The following is a 21,581-nucleotide window of genomic DNA, read 5'->3' as shown; positions in this document are numbered from 1 at the left end:
TGCTTAGCGCTGATTGCGACAGCCTTATATATACAATGTCCTGAACAGGCCAACACTCCATGCAGGAACCGCTTTATGGATGCCATAAGCTTCACAGCCGCTAGAACTCATCTGGCCAAAACAATGGAGCGGGTCTGTGAAGACCATTCTCCTGTGATAATCACCCGCAACAAATCACAATCTGTTGTCATGATCTCTTTAGAAGATTATGAGGCGCTGCAAGAGACCGCCTACCTGCTGCGCGCTCCCAAAAACGCTCAACGTTTGCTTGAGTCGATTGCTGAGCTGGAGCAAGGTGGCGGTCAAGAAAAGAAACTGATTGAATGAATACCAAAGCGGAAAACATAGCGGCTGAGCGCGCTTTACGGGCTGAAGATCAGCAGCAGATAGGCCAGGAACAGAACGATGTGAACAGCACCCTGCAGCACATTTGTTCGGGTGCCTCCGAAGGTCATCAGGCACACAACCAGTGTCAGCAGCAGCAACACCATGGGGGCCATATCAAGCCCTAGCTGCAGATTGGCGCCTGTTATAAGGCTGACGGCAACCACCGCGGGTAGGGTCAGGCCAATGGTTGACAGCGCCGAACCCAGCAGCAGATTCACCGAGCGCTGGAGCTGGTTGGCACGGGCGGCGGCCAGGGCCGCCATGCTTTCCGGGGTAAGCACCACCAGGGCGATGATCACCCCGCCCAACGCCACCGGCGCGCCCGCCTGAACAATGCCAAAATCGACAATCATGGCGATAAGTTCTGCCAGCAGCACTATGGTCACCAGCGTCAGGAGCAACAGGACAGCGTGATAGCTTGTTGCGTGCTGTGGGCCATGATCATGCGAGTGCACGGGCGCTGCTTCGTGGTCTGCCGCCCTTTCCTGCATGGGTTGCTCAAAATAGCTCTTATGGCGAACGGTCTGAATGGCCAGAAAGATGCCGTAAAGCACCAGCGTGATAATCGCAAAGAACCCTGCCTGAACGGGAGTGAACGACGGGCTATCCGTGGAAGCGGTGAAATCGGGCAATACCAGTGCGAAGACAGCGAGGGGCACCAGAACGCCAAGATAGGCCCGCGCGCCTGGAAGGTTGTAGTCCTGCTCGCCATGAAAAAAACCACCAATCAGCAGAGAAGCGCCGGTCAGGCCACCCAATACGATCATGAGCACCGCCGTCATGGTATCCCGCGCCATTGTTGGCGCCTCGGCGCCGGTCAGCATCACCGCTGAGATCAGCGACACCTCGATACCCACCACCGCCAGGGTAAGAATCAGCGTACCCAGCGGCTCACCCAGCTTGATGGCCAGCACATCAGCATGTCGAACCACATTAAAGGCAGCCCAAAGCACCACGGCAAACAGCCATACGGCAAAGAAAACGCCTATTAAGGGTTGAGCGGTTTCAGGGGTAATGGCCTTGTTCAGGGTGTCATGCAGTCCGAAATGCAAAATCACAAAGGTGAGCAACGCCACCAGAAACGCAGCTTCTTCGCGTAAAAACCGACCGACTAGGGAGCGTCCGTTTGAGGATGCGGTTGCAGTCATGACCCTGAACTCCTTTTCCAGTTGACCCTATAGTGAAAGCGAAATAACCACTGTGTGTTAATCACCTTTCTACTCACTGATATTGATATCGACGCCCTTGCGTTTGAGATGACTCAGAAAGTCATACAGCGACTGATTATCAAAGGCGTTGGCGGCGTAATCCAGCTTGAAGTAATGGCCATCATCGAGCACAAACATCATCCGGGCAGCGCCTTTGCTGTTGGCGCCTCGCTGGCCGGAGGAAGGTTTTTCCATTGTGTGGGTGCGGGTGCCGATATGCACCTTTTTAAGCTCCCCCAATGGCAGTGTATTGTCAATTGAGCCACGCCCGGAAATCCCCCTGACCCGCAACTGCTGGCCGTTAAGGGATAATTCATAGGCGGCCAGAGAGCCAAGCAGCCATTGGACATACAGGTAAAACCCACCGGTGAGCAGCACCGCGCCAATGATCAACCCCAGCTGCTGGGCCAGCGCCGGTGCCATCCCCAATGGCTGCATCAATAGCCACACGGTAAACCCCACAAAGACAACACCGTAAAGCAGCAGGGCCACCAACAGCATGGGTAGCCAGGAAGAAAACGACTTGATGACCTGCGCAGGGGAATTCACTCGGACATCCATTAGGGCCCTTCCAGCATTGGCAGTTTTTTGCCAGCTTAGCAGCTGCCCTGTGTCCAGACTATTCCAAGCGTCGGCTTTGTGGGCTATCGATTCGGTGTAGGCAGTTTCTCGCGCACTATGTGCTGCCAGGTATCCGCGCCACCAGAATGACGTCTATAATCGCCTACAACGCCTGACCCACTCGACTCTTGAAACTCCAAGCCACGGGCCTATGACTGCAAGCAACCGCCACCGAAGTACAAAAAGCCAAGCCAGGCCTGCCCACAAAGGCCTGCACCCGAGGAATCTGCACAATCAGGGGTATGACCTCCCAGCGCTGGTAAAAAGCCTCCCGGCACTGGCCCGCCATGTAAAACCCAATGCGCATGGCAACCTTTCCATCGATTTCGCAGACCCACTGGCCGTCAAGACCCTCAACGCCGCGTTATTAAGCTGGCACTACAATATTGTCGATTGGGATATTCCGGAGGGCGCGCTTTGTCCTCCCATTCCAGGCAGGGCTGACTATATCCACTACGTGGCGGACCTGCCTGGAATAGGCGCCGAGCGTGAACAGCCCGGCGTCACACTGCTTGATATAGGGACGGGAGCCAATGGCATCTACCCGCTGCTGGCTTGCCAGATTTACGGCTGGCAGTGTGTCGGCAGTGACATCAACCTTCATTCGCTTGACAACGTCGCTAGCATTATCGCCCACAACCCCCAGCTCAAAGCGCGCTTTATGCTGCGCACGCAGCACGATAAACATCAGATTTTTGCAGGGATCATTCAAGCCGGGGAGTTCTTTGACGTCAGCGTGTGCAACCCACCCTTCCACGCCTCGCTCGAGGAAGCACTTAAAGGCAACCAGCTTAAGCTCAATAACCTGGCGCGTCATCGCGGTGAACAAAACACCGATACAAGATCCCCCTCGCTGAATTTCGGCGGGCTGGGGGCAGAGCTATGGTGCAAAGGGGGCGAACAGCGCTTTCTGAAAAAGCTGATAAAGGAAAGCCAGGTGTATGCCACTCAATGCCGCTGGTTTACCAGCCTGGTTTCAAAAGCTGACAACGTTAAGCCCGCCAAAAAGCTGATTGCCAAGCTTGGCGCCGTCGATTGCCGGGAAATAGAGATGAAGCAGGGAAACAAGATCACCAGGATATTGGCCTGGACCTTTATGTGAACGGCTTCACGCTTATCAACCGGCCTAACAAGTCTTCATATCAACCTGATCTTCGACGCTAAAAGTTACCCGATAGATTCCAAATATTAGCTCCCTGATGCGAGGTGAACCGACTTCAGGAACCATGCGTCCACTTTTAGGGAAATCAGCTAGCCGCTCCACCGTGGCAAATAAATCATGAACCCACTGTATTGCGGCATCCGGGTTGTCTTCTGCAAGCTCGCCTGCAGCAATTTGGTGGCTTGCTACGCGAAGCCACCCTACTCCTGGGTGGTTTCCATCACTCCTGATGCAGCGGCACGCTGACCAGGGTTTCGAACCATTGCTGGCGGAGGCCTCGGTGTGAGCCTAACAGGATTGCCAGGTAGGGTTGCAGCGGGTGGGCGGCGAGGAGTGCTTTGCGGTGGCGTTCCAGCGCGGGGCGGAAGGGTTGTTGCTCTGCCGGGTCGTGGAAGCCGGTGGCGTGGTGCTGCAGCCATTCCAGCGGCGGTACCAGAAGCGCGGTGGCGCCGCTGGAAAGCGCGAGGCTGACGCCCTGAACATCGAAGTCACCGGCGTAGTAATGTGCCTTACGGGTTGTCCGCCAGGCTTCAGCCAGGGGCCGGAAGGCACCGCCGTACTGGCTGTCGCCCCGGTAGACTATCAAGGGGTTATGGCAATGCTCCAGCGTCAGCCGCTTAGGGTCAAAATGGTAGAAGCAGTCGAGATTTTCCACCTGAATCAGCGTATCGCAGGCGTCCAGCCGGATGTCGCGCCAATCCACATCGTGAATTACTCGCGATGCCTTACCCAGCCATTCAGGCTGGTCAGCAGGCGCGTTGACCAGCACCCGGTGGGCTCTTGGGCGTTCACGGTTGGCCTTATCTTCGTCTACCCCTTCCTTGGCCTGTTCCAGGCTGGTCAGCCCGCTCAGTGAGCGTCCAACCGGCGGCTGCCCCTGGCTGAGCAGGGTGGCGTTGATCTGTTTGATCAGCTCGCGATCAAAATGCAGCTCCCGGCCATTGAGGCGCAGCCCAGGGTCGATCTGGTTTTCATGACACCAGGCCACCACATCATCCACCCACTGGCGGCGCGACTTGACAACTTCTGGATGACGGCGCAGCAGATGATCCACTTCATTCAGGCTCTTGCGCGCCCGACCGGACAGTTTCATACCCTTTCCTTATGCAATTCCTGCAAAGCGCAGCGCCACATCATGAATCAGGCGCACATCGTTAAAGGGGCTGGCTTTGCTCTCTTTCGGCTGCCAATCAAAGGCCTGTTGCTCGTGCTGCGCCAGTCCCTGGTATTCGGCCATCACCTGATACAGCCAGATTTCCTCTGGCCAGGTGAGTTCGCTTGCCTGCAGGTAGGCCAAAGCACTCAGCGGTTCGTCCGCCGCGCTGTCGACTACGTGGAGGTAAAAGGCTTCCACATCGGCTTTCAGGGCCTGCTGGCGGGCCGCTACCATGGCGCTTTCCGGCAGCACCGTTGGGCCAGCGGCCGCCTTGACCTCGGGTTTGCGTGTCACGCTGGGCAGGTTTTTCAACAGACTGCCCAGCAGGGCCATATCGTGATGCTGATCCAGCGCGGCAGCCCCAGCCGCTGACAGGGGTGCCGCTCGGTTGCAAAGCTCTGGCACCTCGCTACGCCGGGCATAGTTGCCCGGCGTGAAGCCAGGATGTTCGCGCAGAAAGGCGGCCATCCCGGCCACCAGCCGGCTACGGGACTGCATGCGCCGAAAGCGCGCCATCAGCTCGGTCAGGCGGCTTTGTACTTCGCGCAGGCTGGTGAAGTGCTGGCTGAGCTGCTGCTGAAGCTGGCTGATCAGCAGCTTGCGCAGGGTGCCATCACTGCCTACCAGATCAATCAGCTCATCAAACTCGACCAGCGCCAGGCCGTCCAGCAGGCGCACCACCTGCTTCTGGGCGCGTTCGTTTTCACGCACCTTGTCGTTCAGGCGGCTGACAAAGCCGAAGTCGCTGTTAAGCCTCTGCCACAGGCTGTCGATGGCATCGGCAAAGCGACCATTGAGGTCATCCACCGTCTGGCGCAGGCGCAACAGTTGCTGTTCCTGCTGCCAGTAATCACCCGCTTGGCTGGCTTCCCGGTAACTGGCCACCTGGGTGCGAATCTGCTCCAGGGTATCGGCCACATCGGCGTTCACCTGACGACGCGATTCATCGGCCACCATATCGGCAATCAGTTCGCGAACCTTCGGGGTCAGCTTGACGCCGCTGTGCTCATCCGGCCGCCAAAGCAGACGTGCGGCCAGGAGCTTATTCAAGGCATGACTACTCAGCCCTTCCAGCGGCACTTCATCCTGGGTGTAGCCCTGCATCAGAACGTCGGCATGGCGCCCAATCAGCGCCAGCCGTTCAACGCCGGTGGTCAGCAAACGGCTTTCCAGCGGCGTATTCTGGGCGTCGTTGAGCTGGCTCACAGCAATGTCTCCTGGCTGGCCTCGCCCTGAATATCAATCGGCAGCTGCTCTTCATCGCGAATAAAGCGCACCCAATCAATCAGGTAGTCAATCTTGCCGGTGACAAGGTAAACCTGGCGGTCGCTGTGGGGCTGAAGTAAATAGCCATGCTCTTTCAGGCGCTTGAACACCTGCTTGACCTGGGCATCAAGCTGCTCGCTCTGGGAGCCAAAAAAGCTGTCGGTGGCCAGCCGCTCGATGCGCTCACGCAGGCTGGGATTGTCTTCGCTTCTGGCCTGCAACTCGCCGGGTTTGAGCACATCTCCTGGCGCCAGCACCGCATCACGCCCCAGCGCTTCCTGCACCAGCTGCAGCCATTCCAACAATGGCAACAGATGATGAACTGTCTCATTGAGCTGGCGGGAAAGCTGCTCGCGGGCGGCGTCATCCACCTGCCGCCAGGCCAGAAAATACACGCTGCCTTCGCTATTACTGGCCAGCCGCCGGTTGAGCGGGCGCAGGTAAGCATCCAGCGCTTCGCGCAGGCTGTCATCTTGCAGCTGGCGAAAGGCGCTTTCATCGCTGACTGCGCACACAAACTCACCGGCCAGCAGGCGTTCAACTAGTGGCCCGTGACGGAGCAAAGTGGGCGAATTTATCTCACTCATGAGGCTACCTCCTCACTCCGTGCCTTGATGCGCGCGGCCAGCGGGCTAAGGCGCGGCTCAATGCGTTTCAGGCGGCGGATCTCCTTATCATCGGCGTCGCGTTCAATCAGGTAACGGTGGTGGAACAGCATCAGCACGTCCGATTCCGGGTTGGGGAAGGCACCGACAATATGGATGCGGTTGCTGTTGCAGGCCTCAAACAGTTTCTCGACGTTGTGGTAGGCCAGGGTGCCAATTTCATCAATCGGCCAGTGGATGGCGATCTCGGCCTTGCCGCGCAGCAGCCGGGTGAAGGCCAGCAGAAACTTGCACAGAATCAGGTAGGCCATGCCATGGCTGGAGGATTCCAGCAGCTGGCGATCATTACGGATAATCAGATCCGCGCCGCCTTCGTTGAGGTGCAACTCCAGGCGCAGCAGGCTTTCAAAGCTGTATTGCTGATCATGGCGCAGCAGATCGACCACATCCGCCAGGGCATCCAGATAGTCATCGCTGGGCAGGGTATAGCCCGCCTGCATCCAGTGCTGATAGCGCTGAGCGAAGTCCTTGAGCGGCTCCCAAAAGCCCAGCTCGTCGATGGTTGACTGGATCTGCACCTCGGCCTTGGTGATGCCTTCCAGGCGCAGATCGTCCGCCACTTCATCAGACAGCCGACGGCTCTGGGCACTGATGCGGCGGTTAAGGTCACGGAAGACGGTAAAGAACTTGACCAGATCATCGCCGATGTTGCGCCCCTGCTGCACCAGCTGCTGTTGCTGGTCTTCCAGCAGCTTGAGCATAGCCGCGAGCAGCGGCAGTAGCCGACGCGGGTCTTCCTTATCGGGTAGCTTGTCGCGTTCGCCTTCCAGCATCTCGACAAACCCGCTGCTGGCGCCCTTGATCAGCTGGCTTTCCACTTCCTGACAGCCCTTGCGCAGGGTATCGCGGGCCTCTGCCCGCTGTTTGAGGGCCTGGCGGGCGCGCGCCAGGCGTTCACTGACGTCTCCCGGTGCCTCCTGTTGAGGCGTGGCATCCGCGCTCAAGGCCAGCTCATCCAACTGTTTTAACAACGGTTTAAGCTCTTCCAGCAGCACCTGGGCCTGTTGATAGGTCTCCTGCAATCTGCTGAGCGCCTGACGATGGCTCGCCTGGGTGGCCTTGAAGACCTGCTGCTGGTTTTTCTGCTCGCGTTTGAGTTCATCACAGCTGCGGGTCAGTTCACTCAGCTGTTCAATCAGTTCCGGCTTTTGCTGCCCCCACTCCACGCGCATAAACCGCTGGTAGTTTTCCAGTTCTTCCTGGCGGGCCGCCGTCTGGCGAATATGCGTTTCCAGCTGCTGCAGCCGCTGACGGGTATCACGCAGGGTGACCGGATCAACGCCGCTGTCGGCTAATTCTTTATCAAAGGCCTGTTCCAGCTCCTTGCACTGGCGCTGGTGTTCACTTTTCAGTTCGTTCAGCTGCTGTTTATGCTGTTGCAAACGCGCACTCAGGCTGTCCTGCTGGTTTTGGGCATCGGCTTTGAGTTCAAGCAGCTCGGCTTGATGGGTGGCTTCCAGCTGAGCCTGGGCTTCCTGCTGTTCTTCTTGCAGGGCCTGTTGCACCGCCTCTTGCTCGGCCAGGGCGGTTTGCTGCTCTGCCCGGCGCTGCTGCTGGGCGTTGGCATGGCGCTCCTGCAGCTGGTGGCGCGCCTGTTGCGCATAGTCTCGTTCTTCTTCGGCGCTGGTCACCGCCAGGCGCGCCTTGCTCAGGGCCTGCTCGGCCTGGGTTACCTTATCAGTGTAACGACGCAGGCTTTTTTCCTGAGCGTCAACGTCAGCCTCCGCCTGCACAACGGCGGCCTCAGCGGCCTCGATGGCAGCCAGCAGGCTGGCTTCATCCTGGGCGTAATCAGGCAGTGCGATGGCATTCAGGTTAACGTGCAGGCCATACAGGCTTTCGTTTTCGGGGGTGTGATGGACGGTGTTGTCGGCTTCCAGCAGCGCTGGGGCCAGGTCGCGGCGCTCCAGCAAGTCAGAGGCCAGCACCTTGCCGAGGTTGTGCTCCCAGCCGGGGCGATGAAAACGCAGAAAGTGGCGTAGACTGCCCTGTTCCGGGTCTTTCTGGCGATGCAGTTCGCGGCTGTGTTCCTGAGCGAGCGCCAGCTGCTGGCGGGCAGCATTGAAGGCGCTATCGGCCTGTTCACGGGCCCGCTTATGGGTATCCAGTTCCAGCCGCAGGCTGGTGTGATCATCACGGGCGGCGCTGAGCGTGCTTTGTGCCTGGTCCAGCCGCGCCTGGGCCAGGTCAGCCTCGGCGCTTTCTTCGCGGCTGGGGCCTTGATGTTCCAGTGCCGCCCTGAGCATGGCCAGGTGCGCCACGCCTTCCGACAAACGCTCCTGAAAACGGGCGTCCAGCGCCTGGCGTTGTTGCTGGTAACCTTCGGTCAGGCGCTGCTGGTCGTTCCAGTGGGCTTCACGGCGTTGCGCCTGCTCTTCACCCACGGCGTCCATCTGGGCCTGAATTTCTTCGCTCTGGCGGGCCAGGGTATCGCCCAATTCGCGCAAACGGGCATCTTTACGCGCCTGGCTGGCCTCGGCGGCTTCTTCCATCAGCATCAGGTGTTCTTTCAGCTGCTGGTGCTTTTCGCGCTGTTGCGGCAACGCCTGCAGATCGCGCTCAAGCGCGGGCATATCGGCGTCTTCGTAGGCTTCATAGCGCTGTTGAAGGTCTTCCAGGCTGCGCTCGGCCTGCTTGCGCTGACTTTCCTTGGCACTGAGCTGGTCGTTTAACGCATCGCGCGCCGTTTCATAGGCTTCCTGCTGTTCCTTGAAGGCGGTTTTGTGCGCTTTGATTGCGGCTTCAGAATCCGCTGCCTGGCTTTCCGTGCGCTGCTGATCGGCACTCAGCTGGGGCTTGAGCTGCCACAACATGGCCTCAAGACGGGCCAGCTCCGCATCAGTGTCGTGCAGCTCGGCCAGTGCCTGCTGCAAGGGCGCCAGACGCATGGACTGGCGCATCTGGCCGATCCAGTCCCGCGCCTTGTTGCTGCGAATCCGGGTGACCGGCAGTTCCACGCCGTCTTCTTCGAAAATCGCCGCCAGCATGGTTTTGAGGGTATCCATCTTGCCCTCTTTGGCATGCACCGCCGAGACCAGCTTTTCCATATGGCGAATGCGGTGTTCCGGTTTCACCAGGCTGAACTGGGCGGCCATCTGACGTAGCCTGAGTGCCTCTTTGCGGTTGCCGTGGGAGGCAAGGCCGGGAATCGGAGTGAAGTCGTTCTGAATCACCGCGCGGTATTCCGAAGTGGCCGTGAGCTTGCTGGAGGTGGCAGTACCGTTGAGACGCAAACTATTCAGCCATTGTGCGTAGTCGCGGGCTTCCACCCTGCCTTCACTTTCCAGCAGGTAATCCACCGGCCGATAAGGCGCGGCCACAAAACGGTATTCAACACCGCCATTTGTTCCCCGTGTCAGCACCACCTGACACAGGCTGCCCGCTTCGCGGCGATATTCATACACAAGGTAGCTGTTGCTGTTGGGCAGGTAGAACGCATCGAATTTCATGCGCGTTTTGGGCACCACCCGGTTGGGCAGTTCGCCATAGAACACCGGCACCAGCCGCTGCAGGGTGGTCTTGCCGGAGGCGTTGGTGCCGCAGATATTGGTGTGACCCTCCAGACTTAACTCGACCACGCCGTCGAGATGGCCGTGAATCATCACGATACGCAGTAAGTGAGCCATGCCGCATCCCTGTTTGTTTTATCCTGGCAGAATAACATGATCGTGATGAGCCTAAAAAAAACGGCTACCCATTTCTGCTGTTTTCAAACACTGAGAAAGAATAGCCGCTTGATTGCTGATTAGGCCAAAGGACTCAGCGCATCATTGGCAATCAGCTGAAGATAGAACCTTTACTTTGTCAGGCATTCACCATCGATTTCGCGCATGCTCGGGCGGAAGGCGCCAAAAGCCAAGCGGCCAGGCCCAGTGTCTGTTGAAACATCCAAGGGGGCCTGACCGCCATTAACGTTACGTGTTTCTTTACTTGTTTCTGTACTGTTGTCTTTAAATATTACGTTGCTTCACATCCGCATTTGAGTTTATCAAATTGACACCGCTTTAACTCCTTTAGCGGCCACGAAACAAGCCCCCCAGAATGCCACGCACAATACGCCGACCCGTGGTGCCTGCAAGCTCTCTGACCACTGTTTTTGTCAGCTTTGCACCAAAGCTATCGCTCTTGCGGGTGCTACGAGAACTGGAGCGAGCGACACGGCTGCCGCTGTAACGGCGGCTTTCCTTGTATTCTCGTTCGTGGGCCTGCGCTTCTTCCTCTTCGCTTTCGGCGCGTTCTGCCTCAGCCGCCGCTTGTTCAGCGCGCTCGGCAAGCATTTCAAAGGCCGAGTGACGATCGATTTTGGCTTCATATTTGCCTGCTATCGGCGAATGGCGCATTAATTCTCGCCGTTCCTCGTCCGTGATCGGCCCAAGCTGTGATGACGGTGGCCGGATCAAGGTGCGCTCGGCAATACCCGGCACGCCCATGTTTTGTAAAAACGAGGTGACCGCCTCGCCCACGCCCACCTCGCGAATCGCTTCTTCAATATCAAACCGCGGATTCTCGCGGTATGTCTCGGCAGCAAGACGCAGAGCTTTCTTGTCGCGCGCAGTAAAAGCGCGCAGCGCATGCTGCATACGGTTACCCAGCTGGCCAAGGATATCCTCGGGCACGTCATCAGGGTTTTGGGTGATGAAATACACGCCAACGCCCTTGGAACGGATCAGCCGCACCACCTGTTCAACCTTGTCAATCAGTACCTTGGGCGCACCGTCAAACAACAGATGGGCTTCATCAAAGAACATCACCATCTTGGGTTTGTCGGGGTTGCCCACCTCAGGCAGTTCTTCAAACAGCTCCGATAACAGCCATAAAAGAAAGGTTGAATAGAGCTTGGGTGCGTTCATCAAGACATCAGCCGCGAGAATATTAACGTTCCCACGCCCGTCAGGTGCCGTTGCCATGATGTCACTGAGCGCCAGCGCTGGCTCACCGAACAGCTCAGCGCCGCCCTGATTTTCAAGCACCAGAAGCCGACGCTGAATCGCGCCAATAGAGGCAGTGGAGATATTACCGTAGCGCAAGGCGAGCGTTGCCCGGTTTTCACCGATCCAGACAAGCAGCGCCTGAAAGTCCTTGAGATCAAGCAGCGGCATACCTTCCTGATCTGACACCCGAAAGGCGATATTGACAATACCTTCCTGAGCGTCAGTCAACTCCAGCATGCGTGAGATCAGCAGCGGCCCCATTTCGGCAACTGTAGTGCGAATGGGGTGGCCTTGCTTGCCATAAAGATCCCAGAAGGTGACCGGGTAGCGCTGATAGCTAAAGGTCTTAAAGCCTATGGTGTTGGTGCGTTTGACAAAGGGTTCATGAAGTTTGGCGCTTACGCTGCCAGCGTTGGCCAGGCCCGACAGATCGCCCTTGGCATCCGTCACGAAAACTGGCACGCCTGCATCAGAAAAGCTCTCGGCCATGATCTGCAGGGTGACGGTTTTACCTGTGCCCGTTGCGCCGGCGATGAGACCATGCCGATTGGCGTATTTAAGGCCAAGGTACTGCGGCTCGGCATAATCGACGCCACCACCCCCTATCAAAATTCCATCATTCACAGTTCGTTCCCTCTATTCAATGATCATTGGGTTTACTAGGGTCTGTTGACGTTTCATCGCGAACCGCGTTGCTGCGCCAAAGGGCGTCAGGCAAGGCGCGACACGACGGCAATGGTGGTGCCCTTACCGAGTGACGCAACGCCGCATGGCGTTCTTTGGCGCGCAACCCGAAGGGACAGGACCCTTTTGGCACAGCCCTGCGTTGTTCGTCACTGATTGGGAGCCACCCAACCACGCTCCTCACGCCTTGTTCCGCACCAAAAGGACCTATGTCGCGGCCGTGATGAAACGTCAACAGACCCTAAACACTCTTTAATGTAATCGCCTGAGACTCAACTAAATGTCAAACTGCTAATTCAAACGTAAGCGTCCGGTGATCTCATCTTGAGCCAGGCGCTACCGCCGTCAAGATAGTGTCCACTTATTTTTTAGTGGACACTTAGCATGAACGAATTAAGCGTATCCAGGCCCTACCAACGACGTCGCCGGTTTTCCCGGGAGTTCAAAGCCCAAATTGTTGCCCAGTGCCTGGAACCCGGCGTCTCCATTTCCCGGATCTCGCTGGATAACGGCCTCAACGCGAACATGGTCCGACGCTGGATGAGAGAAGCGCAGCGGCATGATCAAATACCAGCAACACCGGGATTTGTTCCGGTTAATCTGCCTGCGGCAACCTCTTTACCGGGCAACCAGTTGGCCTCGGACAAGCGTAATACCATCCGTATTGAGATTCCCCGCGCCGGTGGTCCGATCGTGGTGGAGTGGCCGGCGGAGCAGGCCCATCAGTGTGTGGCTCTGTTACGGGACCTGTTAGGATGATCCGCATCGATGAGATCTGGCTGGCCACTGAACCACTGGACATGCGGGCAGGGCCCGACAAGGCCTTGGCCCGTGTTATTCAGGTCTTCGGTTCGGCCAGACCCCATTGCGCCTATTTATTCGCCAACAAGCGGGGCAACCGGATGAAAGTACTGATCCACGACGGTCTCGGCATATGGCTCTGTGCTCGCCGGTTGAATAGGGGTAAGTTCCATTGGGGTGAACCTTGGCGCGGTAGCCAACTGTGCCTGACCGAAGAACAGTTGGCCGCCCTGGTTCAGGGACTACCATGGCAACGCCTTGGGGCCGACGGCGTCATCTCCATCCTGTAACCACAAGTGCCGTAGCACCGCTATAACCAGAATTGCGAATCGCTTGCAGCTCATGGGCTTGGCATACTATCGGGCATGTCTCAGCGCCCCGATATCAACCAACTCTCTGCCGATCAGCTCCGTGCCCTGGCAACGGAACTCATGGACTCTTTGGATGCCAAGGATCAAATCCTGGGCCGGAAGGAACGAGAGTTGGTGTGCAGTAATGCCATCATCGAGAAGCTGACCCACGAAGTCGCCATCCTCAAGCGTCACAAGTACGCTCGGCGCAGCGAGCAACTGGACGCAGTTCAGGGAAAACTGCTGGATGAACTGATCGACAGCGACCTGGCCTCGATCGAAGCTGAGCTGGATCAGGCGATGACCGACGAGCAGAAAGCGGCTCGGCCAAAGCAAACACCCAAGCGGACCTCACTGCCACCAGAACTGCCCCGTATCCTGATCCACCACGAACCGGACAATACTCAGTGCCAGTGTGGCTGCCAACTCAAACGCATCGGTGAGGACGTCAGCGAGAAGCTGGATTACGTCCCGGGCGAGTTCACGGTGGAGCGTCATATCCGTGGCAAGTGGGCCTGCGACGAGTGCGAAACCCTGATCCAGGCGCCGGTACCACCGCAGGTAATCGACAAGGGTATTCCCACCGCCGGTCTGCTGGCCCAGGTGCTGGTGGCCAAATACGCGGACCATCTGCCACTGTACCGTCAGGAACGTATCTTCGGCCGTGCCGGCCTGGAAATACCGCGCTCTACGCTGGCCGAATGGGTCGGTGCCTGTGGTGTGCAGTTGCAGCCCCTGGCGGATGCGCTGAGACATGCCCTGCTGGAGCACAGCGTTCTGCACGCCGATGAAACCCCGGTCAGCATGCTGGTCCCAGGCAAGAAGAAAACCCACAAAGCCTACGTCTGGGCCTACTGCACCCCATCGTTCTCGGACCTGAGCGCCACGGTTTATGACTTCGCTCCCAGTCGTGCGGGCGAACATGCTCGAACCTTCCTGGGTGACTGGCAGGGCAAACTGGTCTGTGACGACTACGCCGGTTACAAGGCCGGGTTCGGTAACGGCATTACCGAAATCGGTTGCATGGCTCATGCCCGGCGCAAGTTCTACGACCTGCACGACACCAATAAGAGCGAACTGGCGGCCAAGGCCCTGGAAACCATCGGCGGACTCTACGAGATCGAACGGGAAACCAAAGATCTGTCACCGGATAAGCGGCGAGAAATCCGTCAAACCAGAGCCAAACCAATCGCTGATGCGCTGCATCAATGGATGCTGTCGCATCGCCAGAAGGTACCGGATGGCTCCGGCACCGCCAAAGCGTTGGATTACAGTCTCAAACGGTGGGAAGCGCTGACGCGCTACCTTGATGATGGCTCTGTACCTATCGACAACAACTGGGTGGAAAACCAGATCCGGCCCTGGGCGCTAGGTCGTTCCAACTGGCTGTTCGCAGGGTCACTGCGTAGTGGCCAACGTGCGGCGGCGGTCATGACACTGATCCAGACAGCGAAGCTAAACGGGCTTGATCCCTATGCTTATCTGAAGGATGTACTGACTCGGTTGCCGACACAGAAAAACAACGCCATCGATGAGCTATTACCCCACAACTGGAAGCCGACTATACCTGACAAGGTGTGATCACCGGACGCTTACATTCAAACTACTGATAAGAGTATAAACCCCACTTTCATTAAAAAAACCACCTCACCCGTCCATGGACTCAAATGTTAACCCTTTGTCCTTCCAGGCTGGCCTTAAACCATGCTCAGCTGGCGCAATCGATGCACTTGAGCACCAGCGGATCCCACTCAATCCGCCTGGCTCCAATCCACTCGCCGCATTCAATGCATTCGCCGAACTCTTCCTGTTCGATACGCACCAAGGCCCCACTGATCAACGTGAGCCGCCGCTGCCGACGCTCTTCCTCGGCCTTGGCCATGGCTTGGGCTTGCATGGCGTCCATACGTGACAAACGTCCCACCGACGTCTGATCCAGCACCACCGTATCGCGTGAGGATTCACTGCTTGCACTTTCGGCCTGCAGCTCTTCGCGCAGCGCCAGCAGTTTGCGCTGGATCGCCGCCATATCCAGTTGCGGATGGTTCATTGGTGCCTCCTTATCAAGCGCCAGTATGGTTACCGCGTTTTCAGACTGCTGTGAAATGGCTAGCGCAGAATCAGCACCGGGATATGACTTTTACGCAGCATTTCAGTGGTGGTGCTACCGATCAGCAGATGGCGGATACGTGAGTGTCCGTAGGCGCCCATCACCACCATATCGATGGCGTTTTCCTGCTCATAGGCATGCAGGGTGGCTTCGACATCACCGGCGCGGATGGCACCGTCGGCATCATGACCGCCGTCGCGCAGAGTGGCCAGCGCCCATTCCAGCTGGGAGCGGTTTTCAGCGGTATCCGCGCCGATAATCACCACATGGCAAACGGCGGCGTTAAACAGCGGGCTTTTGGCCAACATCTCGACGCCCTTGCGGGCGGTCTTGCTGCCATCAAAGGCCATCATCACGCTTTCTGGCGTTTTGAACTTGGCACTCGGCACCATCAGGATGGGGCGGTGCATTTCACGCACCACACGTTCAAGGTTGGATCCCAGGTGCCCTGTGGCCTGGTCTGCCTGTTCACCGCGCTTGCCCATTACCAGCAAGCGCACATCCTTTTCCAGTTCAACCAGGGTTTCCACCAAAGTGCCGTTGCGCTGGCGGGTATGCGGGTCGCTGACCCCATTGGCAATCGCCCGCTCGCGGGCGGCATCCAGCATCAGCTTGCCCTGCTCTCGGTTGACCTTGGCACGCTTTTCGTCAAGGTCGGAAAGCTCTTTCATCAGGCGTTCACGGGCACCAAAGCGCAGGTTACCGGAAAGATTTGCGTCATCCGGCACGTCCGAGTGGTTATCCACCACATGTACAAACGAAAGTGGCGCCTCCAGCGCCAGGCTGGCCCAGGCGGCGTAATCACAGACGTTTTCTGAAAAACTGGAACCGTCAATGGCGGCCATTACATGATCTGACATCTCACACTCCTTGGCTGTAGGGTGGCTTAGTGGCCACCCATCAGTTTTTCGACGGCTTCAGGATCATCGTGCACCGCATAGCGATCAACGATGGTGGCACTGGCTTCGTTCAGGCCAATCATCTCGACCTCGGTACCTTCGCGGCGGAACTTGATCACCACCCTGTCCAGCGCCTGCACGGCGGTAATATCCCAGAAGTGGGCGCGGGTCAGGTTGATCGTGACTTTGTCGAGACTTTCTTTGAAATCAAAGGCGGCGGTAAAGGTTTCAGAGGAGGCAAAGAATACCTGGCCGACGATCTCGTATTCGCGCTCAACGCCCGGCTGAATTTCTTTTGAACCAATGTACAGAATATTACCGACCTTGTTGGCAAAGTTCATTGCCGCCAGTAACACGCCGACAAAAACACCGATCGCCAGATTATGCGTCCCTACGGTAACGGCAACGGTCGCCAGCATGACCATGTTGGTGCTCATCGGATGCTTTTTCAGATCACGGATCGATTCCCAGCTGAAGGTACCGATCGAGACCATGATCATCACCGCCACCAGGGCGGCCATGGGAATCTGCGAGACCCAGTCTGCCAGAAACACCACCATCATCAGCAGGGCAATACCGGCAATCAGGGTGGACGTACGCCGACGACCGCCGGATTTGATATTGATTACCGATTGGCCAATCATCGCGCAACCGGCCATACCGCCGATCAGGCCGGAACCGATATTGGCAATTCCCTGGCCTTTACACTCGCGGTTCTTGTCGCTTTTGGTATCGGTCAGGTCATCGACGATGGTGGCTGTCATCATTGACTCCAGCAGCCCCACCACGGCCAGCATGACCGAATAGGGCAGGATGATCATCAGGGTTTCAAGGTTCAGCGGCACGTCTGGCCACAGAAATACCGGTAACGTATCGGGCAGATCGCCCATATCACCCACGCTGCGGATTTCCATGCCGGTCAACATATAAACCGCGGTCAACACAACGATGCACACCAGGGGGGAAGGAATCGCCCTGCCTACTACCGGCAGATAGGGAAAACCGTAAATAATCGCCAGGCCAGCCAGCGTCATGGCATAGACATGCCAGGTAACACCGGTCAGTTCCGGCAGCTGGGCCATAAAGATCAGGATCGCCAGGGCGTTGACAAAACCGGTGACCACCGAACGCGATACAAAGCGCATCAGATCCGCCAGACGCAGGTAACCGGCGATAATCTGCAGCACCCCTGTCAGCAAGGTCGCTGCCAGCAGGTACTCCAGCCCGTGCTCCTTGACCAGGGTGATCATCAACAGCGCCATGGCACCGGTGGCGGCGGAGATCATGCCTGAGCGGCCACCCGTGAAGGCGATAATCACACAGATGGCAAAAGAGGCATAAAGGCCGACCTTGGGATCAACGCCGGCAATAATCGAGAAGGCAATCGCTTCGGGAATCAGCGCCAGTGCGACCACAAGACCAGAAAGCGTGTCGCCCTTAAGGTTGGAGAGCCAGGAAAGTTTGAATTTTTCGTACATCAGGGGGTCCAGGATTATCAAACGGTGATGAAGGCGACCGATGACACTGCCTTTGCAAAGACGTATCAAGGTCGCGTTAAACGGCTTAGCAAAAAGCACACAGGATGAAGACGAGCCAACGGATTGGGCGAATGCCAGACGTTCGGGCAGAAGCCAGTTTTTAGGCGCAAGCGTGGCATACCGCCGTGACAGCGCAGTGAACGCCAGGCAGGCATTGCTTGCAAAGGAAGGAAAACGCTAGGGTGGAGTCATCAACCCTGAAAGCGCTGTCTTGAAAAAAACAGTATCGCGAAAAGCGGGTGCCATCATGGATGCCATTTGTGCCGTATGAAGCCAACGCTGGGCAAGGGTTGCCCACAGCGTCAACGAAAGGCGAATGATACTAGCAGCAAATAGCCGTTACTGCATCCTGCTGCGCTGTCGCATCTCGATTCGGCGGTCGATCAACCCCTTGGCCACCAGGGTGCCGATCACAATAGCACCGCCCACCAGGGCCACGGGCGCCGGACGTTCGTTGAGAATCAGCCACACCCAGACCGTACCCACTACCACTTCAGAGAGCATCAAGAGCCCGACGTCAGCGGCAGGCAAATACAAGGGCCCGCGCTGGATCAGGGTGAACCCGAGCGGTAACAGCATCAGGCACAGCACCACCAGCCAGACAACACTCATGGCGGGCACAGCCGAAAGCCCCGCTCCAACACCACTGGCCACAAAAGCCACCAGAGCAACTATCAGGCCAGCCAGAGTCAGCATAGGGCTCATATCCACCCCGGACCGTGCTCGGCACAGGGTGAAATTGGCCGCCAGGCTGATGGCAGCCAGCAAGGCAAAGGCATTACCTTTCCAGGAGCCTGCGCCAGCATCATCCAGCACAATCAGGGAGGTGCCCATCAGACATAAGCCAATCGCAACCCAGGTACGTAACGGCAGGCGTTCATGCAGAAAGACCCTGGACAACGCGGCAGCGATGAGGGGGGCACCGGCCAAAATCATCAGCACATTGCCACCCTTGGTGTACTGGTTGCCCAGCACAAAGCCAAAGGTTGACAGGCTGAACAGCACCGCCACACCTATCCCTACAACGCCGCAGCGGTAGTACGCATCAAAAAAACCACGCCCCTGGCGCAGCGCGACAATCATGGCAAAACCCAGCGCCGTCAGTAATCCGCGCCACAGCAGGATATCGCTGTCTGGCAGATTGATCAGCTTGATCAGTAGCGCATCAGGAGAAATGATCAGGGCGCCGCCAGCGGTCATCAAAAGGCCTTGCTGGCGGCGCGACAGACTCTGCTCGGCGGTCATTGACTGCCGCTATCAGGCTGGGATGCCTCAGGTGCATGCTTTGTTTTCATATGCTTGAACGCCTCCATGATGTCCATCGGCAAGGGGAAGACAATGGTTGAAGCGTTCTTGTTACTCATATCACTCATGGTTTGCAAGTAACGCAGCTGCAGGGCAGCAGAGTTTTCCTGCATGACGTTAGCGGCTTCCACCAGTTTGCGCGAGGCCTGCAGTTCCCCTTCCGCGTGGATCACCTTGGCGCGCCGTTCACGCTCAGCCTCGGCCTGGCGGGCAATGGCGCGGATCATGCTCTCATCCAGATCAACGTGCTTGATCTCGACGTTGGCCACCTTGATGCCCCATTCCTCAGTCTGGGAATCAATGATTTCCTGGATATCATCGTTAAGCTTATCGCGCTCGGACAGCATTTCATCCAGGTCATGCTTACCCAGTACCGAACGTAGCGTGGTCTGCGCCAGCTGGCTAGTTGCCTGGGTGAAATTCTCCACCTGAATGATGGCTTTTTCCGGATCAACCACCCGGAAGTAGAGCACGGCATTGACCTTTACCGTGACGTTATCCTGGGAAATTACATCCTGCTCGGGGACGTCCATGGTGATCACACGCAGATCGACCACTTCCATTTTCTGGATACCGGGAATAATGATGATCAGACCCGGCCCCTTGACCTTCTGATAGCGCCCCAGAAAGAAGACGACCCCGCGTTTATACTCCGGCAGAATGCGAATGGATGCTGCCAGCAGCAGCACCAGCAGCACAACAGGAACAAGATAGGAAAAAATCATCGGACACCTCGTCTGTGTTTTGCATTTTCTATCAGTGGAAACCTGGCTCAGGGCATCACTTTTCAGGTAATGGCGCTGGCGATACCTGCACGGTCAATCCTTCAAAGCGAATGACCTTCAATCGCTGCCCTTTCACCACAGGCGCCTCGGTGACCGCATTCCAACGCTCACCATGCAGACGCACGTGGCCTTTGTGTTCAAAGTCTTCAAGCGCCACCGCTTCTGCATCCAGCATTTCTTCTTCACCACCCAACGCCGGCTTGCGACGCAGCCGCATCAGATTAAGCATCGTCCACAGCATGAAGCCAGCCGCCAGGGCAGCAACACCGCCGATCAGGGGCAGTGACACCGCCAGGTATTCAGCGTCCATCAGCATTACCGAGCCAAACACAAAAGCGGCGATACCGCCCACGCCGAGTACGCCAAAGCTGGGTACTAACGCTTCGCCTACCATCAGGCCGATGCCCACCAGAATCAGCGCCAGGCCTGCGTAGTTGATTGGCAGGACCTGAAAGGCAAACAGGGCCAACAGCAGGGAGATCACGCCAATGGTCCCGGGGAAGAGGCTACCAGGATTGGATAACTCGAAAATAATGCCGTAGAACCCGATCAGCATCAGGAAGTAGGCCACGTTGGGATTGGTAATCACTGACAGTAGCTGGGTTCGCCAATCAGGATCAAAACGTTCGATTTGAAGGTCAGCGGTTTCCAACACCTGTTCACCACTTTCCATGACCACACTGCGTCCGTCAATCTGCATCAGCAGGTCGTCAATATCCGAGGCCACCACGTCGATGACATTCTTTTCCAGTGCTTCAGGCGCAGTCAGGTTGACCGCTTCGCGTACGGCCTCTTCCGCCCAGTCGGCATTGCGGTCATGGCGCTCAGCAAGGCCTCGGATAAAGCTCACCGCATCTTCCAGCACCTTGCGTTCCATGGCATTTTCACCACGGCGAGTGCCGTCTTCGCCGCCCGCCTCGTCGTCAGACGTCGCTTCATCCTGAGAAGCATCATCACCCGTGGATTCCTCATTGGCATCGGAGTCAGAAGGTTGCTCATCTTCAGGATCCATACCCGGCAAACCGCCACCGCCCATCTGCACCGGGGTGGCTGACCCCAGATGGGTGGCCGGGGCCATGGCTGCCACATGGCTGCCGTAAAGCAGATAGGTACCTGCACTGGCCGCCCGGGCGCCGCTGGGTGAGACATACATCACCACGGGTATATCCGCATTGAGCATCTCGCTGATCATGTCCCGTGTCGTTTCCACCAGCCCACCAGGCGTGTCCAGCTGAACAATCACCGCTGCATGGTTCTCATCATTTGCCTGACGCAGGCCACGTTCCAGGTAGTCCTTGGTAGCGGGGCCAATAGAACCATCAATGGTCATCACCAGAGCGCTTTTCTGATTGGCCTGAGATTGATCTGTCTGGGCAAGCGCCTGCCACCCCAACATCAGACACCCTAGCAATATACAGAAAAAAAAGCCCATTGTTCGGTATGGACGTACAGGAAGTGTCGGCATGCTTGCCTCCCGAATAACCATCAGCAAATCGCGTAGCGAATAAACCTGTGACACTGTTTCACGCTATCAGGTTCAACGCCCATGACACAATGTATAACTTTTGAATAACTACTGGTGGCTTTCCAACCCTGTGCCTACGGCTTTTGCAGGATGACGTTCTGTCTCACTTTGGCGTACCATTGCTGCGGCTATCCACGGCACCGTCAATTCACGGCGAAAACATCTATTCGCGTTTCATTCCATCGAGT

19 protein-coding genes are annotated in these 21,581 nt (G+C 57.3%); 5 read left to right on the top strand and 14 right to left on the bottom strand.

Annotated features, from left to right (window positions below):
- The first annotated feature begins 75 nt into the window (after positions 1 to 75).
- Positions 76 to 327, top strand: a complete 252-nt coding sequence (locus LL947_RS02540; RefSeq protein ID WP_499834364.1) for a type II toxin-antitoxin system Phd/YefM family antitoxin — start codon at positions 76 to 78, stop codon at positions 325 to 327.
- Positions 328 to 362: 35 nt separating this feature from the next.
- On the opposite strand, the gene LL947_RS02535 is transcribed toward LL947_RS02540, so the two are convergent.
- Positions 363 to 1,535 carry a calcium:cation antiporter gene (locus LL947_RS02535; protein ID WP_290824141.1) on the bottom strand — a complete coding sequence of 391 codons (1,173 nt, stop codon included), beginning with the start codon at positions 1,533 to 1,535 and terminating at the stop codon, positions 363 to 365.
- Positions 1,536 to 1,604: 69 nt separating this feature from the next.
- Positions 1,605 to 2,144 carry a hypothetical protein gene (locus tag LL947_RS02530; protein ID WP_499833852.1) on the bottom strand — a complete coding sequence of 180 codons (540 nt, stop codon included), beginning with the start codon at positions 2,142 to 2,144 and terminating at the stop codon, positions 1,605 to 1,607.
- Between the two features lie 223 nt (positions 2,145 to 2,367).
- On the opposite strand from LL947_RS02530, the gene rlmF reads away from it, so the two are divergent.
- The gene (gene rlmF / locus LL947_RS02525) at positions 2,368 to 3,318 is read left to right on the top strand and encodes a 23S rRNA (adenine(1618)-N(6))-methyltransferase RlmF (protein ID WP_499833851.1); all 951 of its coding nucleotides are present in this window, start codon (positions 2,368 to 2,370) and stop codon (positions 3,316 to 3,318) included.
- Between the two features lie 24 nt (positions 3,319 to 3,342).
- Here rlmF and LL947_RS02520 read toward each other — a convergent pair whose 3' ends face one another.
- The 6 genes from LL947_RS02520 to LL947_RS02495 all read right to left on the bottom strand — a co-directional run bounded on the left by LL947_RS02520 (position 3,343) and on the right by LL947_RS02495 (position 12,020).
- On the bottom strand, positions 3,343 to 3,552 hold the full coding sequence (locus tag LL947_RS02520; RefSeq protein WP_499834363.1) for a type II toxin-antitoxin system RelE/ParE family toxin: 210 nt from the start codon (positions 3,550 to 3,552) through the stop codon (positions 3,343 to 3,345).
- 46 nt (positions 3,553 to 3,598) lie between these two features.
- Complete coding sequence (locus LL947_RS02515) at positions 3,599 to 4,471, bottom strand: DUF7281 domain-containing protein (RefSeq protein WP_499833850.1); 873 nt, start codon at positions 4,469 to 4,471, stop codon at positions 3,599 to 3,601.
- A 9-nt stretch (positions 4,472 to 4,480) separates the two neighbouring features.
- A complete protein-coding gene (locus LL947_RS02510) occupies positions 4,481 to 5,740 on the bottom strand; it encodes a DUF445 domain-containing protein (protein ID WP_499833849.1) in 1,260 nt (419 codons plus the stop codon).
- The gene (locus tag LL947_RS02505) at positions 5,737 to 6,363 is read right to left on the bottom strand and encodes a condensin complex protein MksE (RefSeq protein ID WP_499834362.1); all 627 of its coding nucleotides are present in this window, start codon (positions 6,361 to 6,363) and stop codon (positions 5,737 to 5,739) included. The genes LL947_RS02510 and LL947_RS02505 overlap by 4 nt, the downstream gene beginning before the upstream one ends.
- A 20-nt stretch (positions 6,364 to 6,383) precedes the next feature.
- The gene (locus LL947_RS02500; protein WP_499833848.1) at positions 6,384 to 10,091 is read right to left on the bottom strand and encodes an ATP-binding protein; all 3,708 of its coding nucleotides are present in this window, start codon (positions 10,089 to 10,091) and stop codon (positions 6,384 to 6,386) included.
- Positions 10,092 to 10,478: 387 nt separating this feature from the next.
- The gene (locus LL947_RS02495) at positions 10,479 to 12,020 is read right to left on the bottom strand and encodes a helicase HerA-like domain-containing protein (protein WP_499833847.1); all 1,542 of its coding nucleotides are present in this window, start codon (positions 12,018 to 12,020) and stop codon (positions 10,479 to 10,481) included.
- Between the two features lie 444 nt (positions 12,021 to 12,464).
- On the opposite strand from LL947_RS02495, the gene tnpA reads away from it, so the two are divergent.
- The 3 genes from tnpA (at position 12,465) to tnpC (ending at position 14,812) form a co-directional block, all read left to right on the top strand.
- Positions 12,465 to 12,839 (top strand): IS66-like element accessory protein TnpA, encoded by a 375-nt coding sequence (tnpA, locus tag LL947_RS02490; protein ID WP_499833846.1) that lies wholly within the window; start codon positions 12,465 to 12,467, stop codon positions 12,837 to 12,839.
- A complete protein-coding gene (gene tnpB, locus LL947_RS02485) occupies positions 12,836 to 13,171 on the top strand; it encodes an IS66 family insertion sequence element accessory protein TnpB (RefSeq protein ID WP_499833845.1) in 336 nt (111 codons plus the stop codon). The genes tnpA and tnpB overlap by 4 nt, the downstream gene beginning before the upstream one ends.
- Positions 13,172 to 13,246: 75 nt before the next feature.
- Entirely contained in the window at positions 13,247 to 14,812 is a 1,566-nt protein-coding gene (gene tnpC, locus LL947_RS02480) for an IS66 family transposase (protein ID WP_499833844.1), read from the top strand.
- 127 nt (positions 14,813 to 14,939) lie between these two features.
- Here tnpC and LL947_RS02475 read toward each other — a convergent pair whose 3' ends face one another.
- The 6 genes from LL947_RS02475 to LL947_RS02450 form a co-directional block, all read right to left on the bottom strand.
- Positions 14,940 to 15,281 (bottom strand): TraR/DksA family transcriptional regulator, encoded by a 342-nt coding sequence (locus LL947_RS02475; RefSeq protein WP_404416020.1) that lies wholly within the window; start codon positions 15,279 to 15,281, stop codon positions 14,940 to 14,942.
- Between the two features lie 59 nt (positions 15,282 to 15,340).
- A complete protein-coding gene (locus LL947_RS02470) occupies positions 15,341 to 16,201 on the bottom strand; it encodes a universal stress protein (RefSeq protein ID WP_499833843.1) in 861 nt (286 codons plus the stop codon).
- A 26-nt stretch (positions 16,202 to 16,227) separates the two neighbouring features.
- On the bottom strand, positions 16,228 to 17,718 hold the full coding sequence (locus LL947_RS02465) for a SulP family inorganic anion transporter (protein ID WP_499833842.1): 1,491 nt from the start codon (positions 17,716 to 17,718) through the stop codon (positions 16,228 to 16,230).
- 399 nt (positions 17,719 to 18,117) lie between these two features.
- The gene (locus LL947_RS02460) at positions 18,118 to 19,023 is read right to left on the bottom strand and encodes a DMT family transporter (RefSeq protein WP_290823455.1); all 906 of its coding nucleotides are present in this window, start codon (positions 19,021 to 19,023) and stop codon (positions 18,118 to 18,120) included.
- On the bottom strand, positions 19,020 to 19,808 hold the full coding sequence (locus LL947_RS02455) for a slipin family protein (RefSeq protein ID WP_499833841.1): 789 nt from the start codon (positions 19,806 to 19,808) through the stop codon (positions 19,020 to 19,022). The genes LL947_RS02460 and LL947_RS02455 overlap by 4 nt, the downstream gene beginning before the upstream one ends.
- A gap of 55 nt (positions 19,809 to 19,863) precedes the next feature.
- On the bottom strand, positions 19,864 to 21,333 hold the full coding sequence (locus LL947_RS02450) for an NfeD family protein (protein ID WP_499833840.1): 1,470 nt from the start codon (positions 21,331 to 21,333) through the stop codon (positions 19,864 to 19,866).
- Positions 21,334 to 21,581: the final 248 nt, after the last annotated feature.

It is taken from the genome of Halomonas sp. BLK-85 (assembly GCF_044792155.1).
GTDB lineage: Bacteria > Pseudomonadota > Gammaproteobacteria > Pseudomonadales > Halomonadaceae > Vreelandella.
Note: the sequence above shows the minus strand (reverse complement) of the source record. Positions and strands in the feature narration are given on the sequence as shown.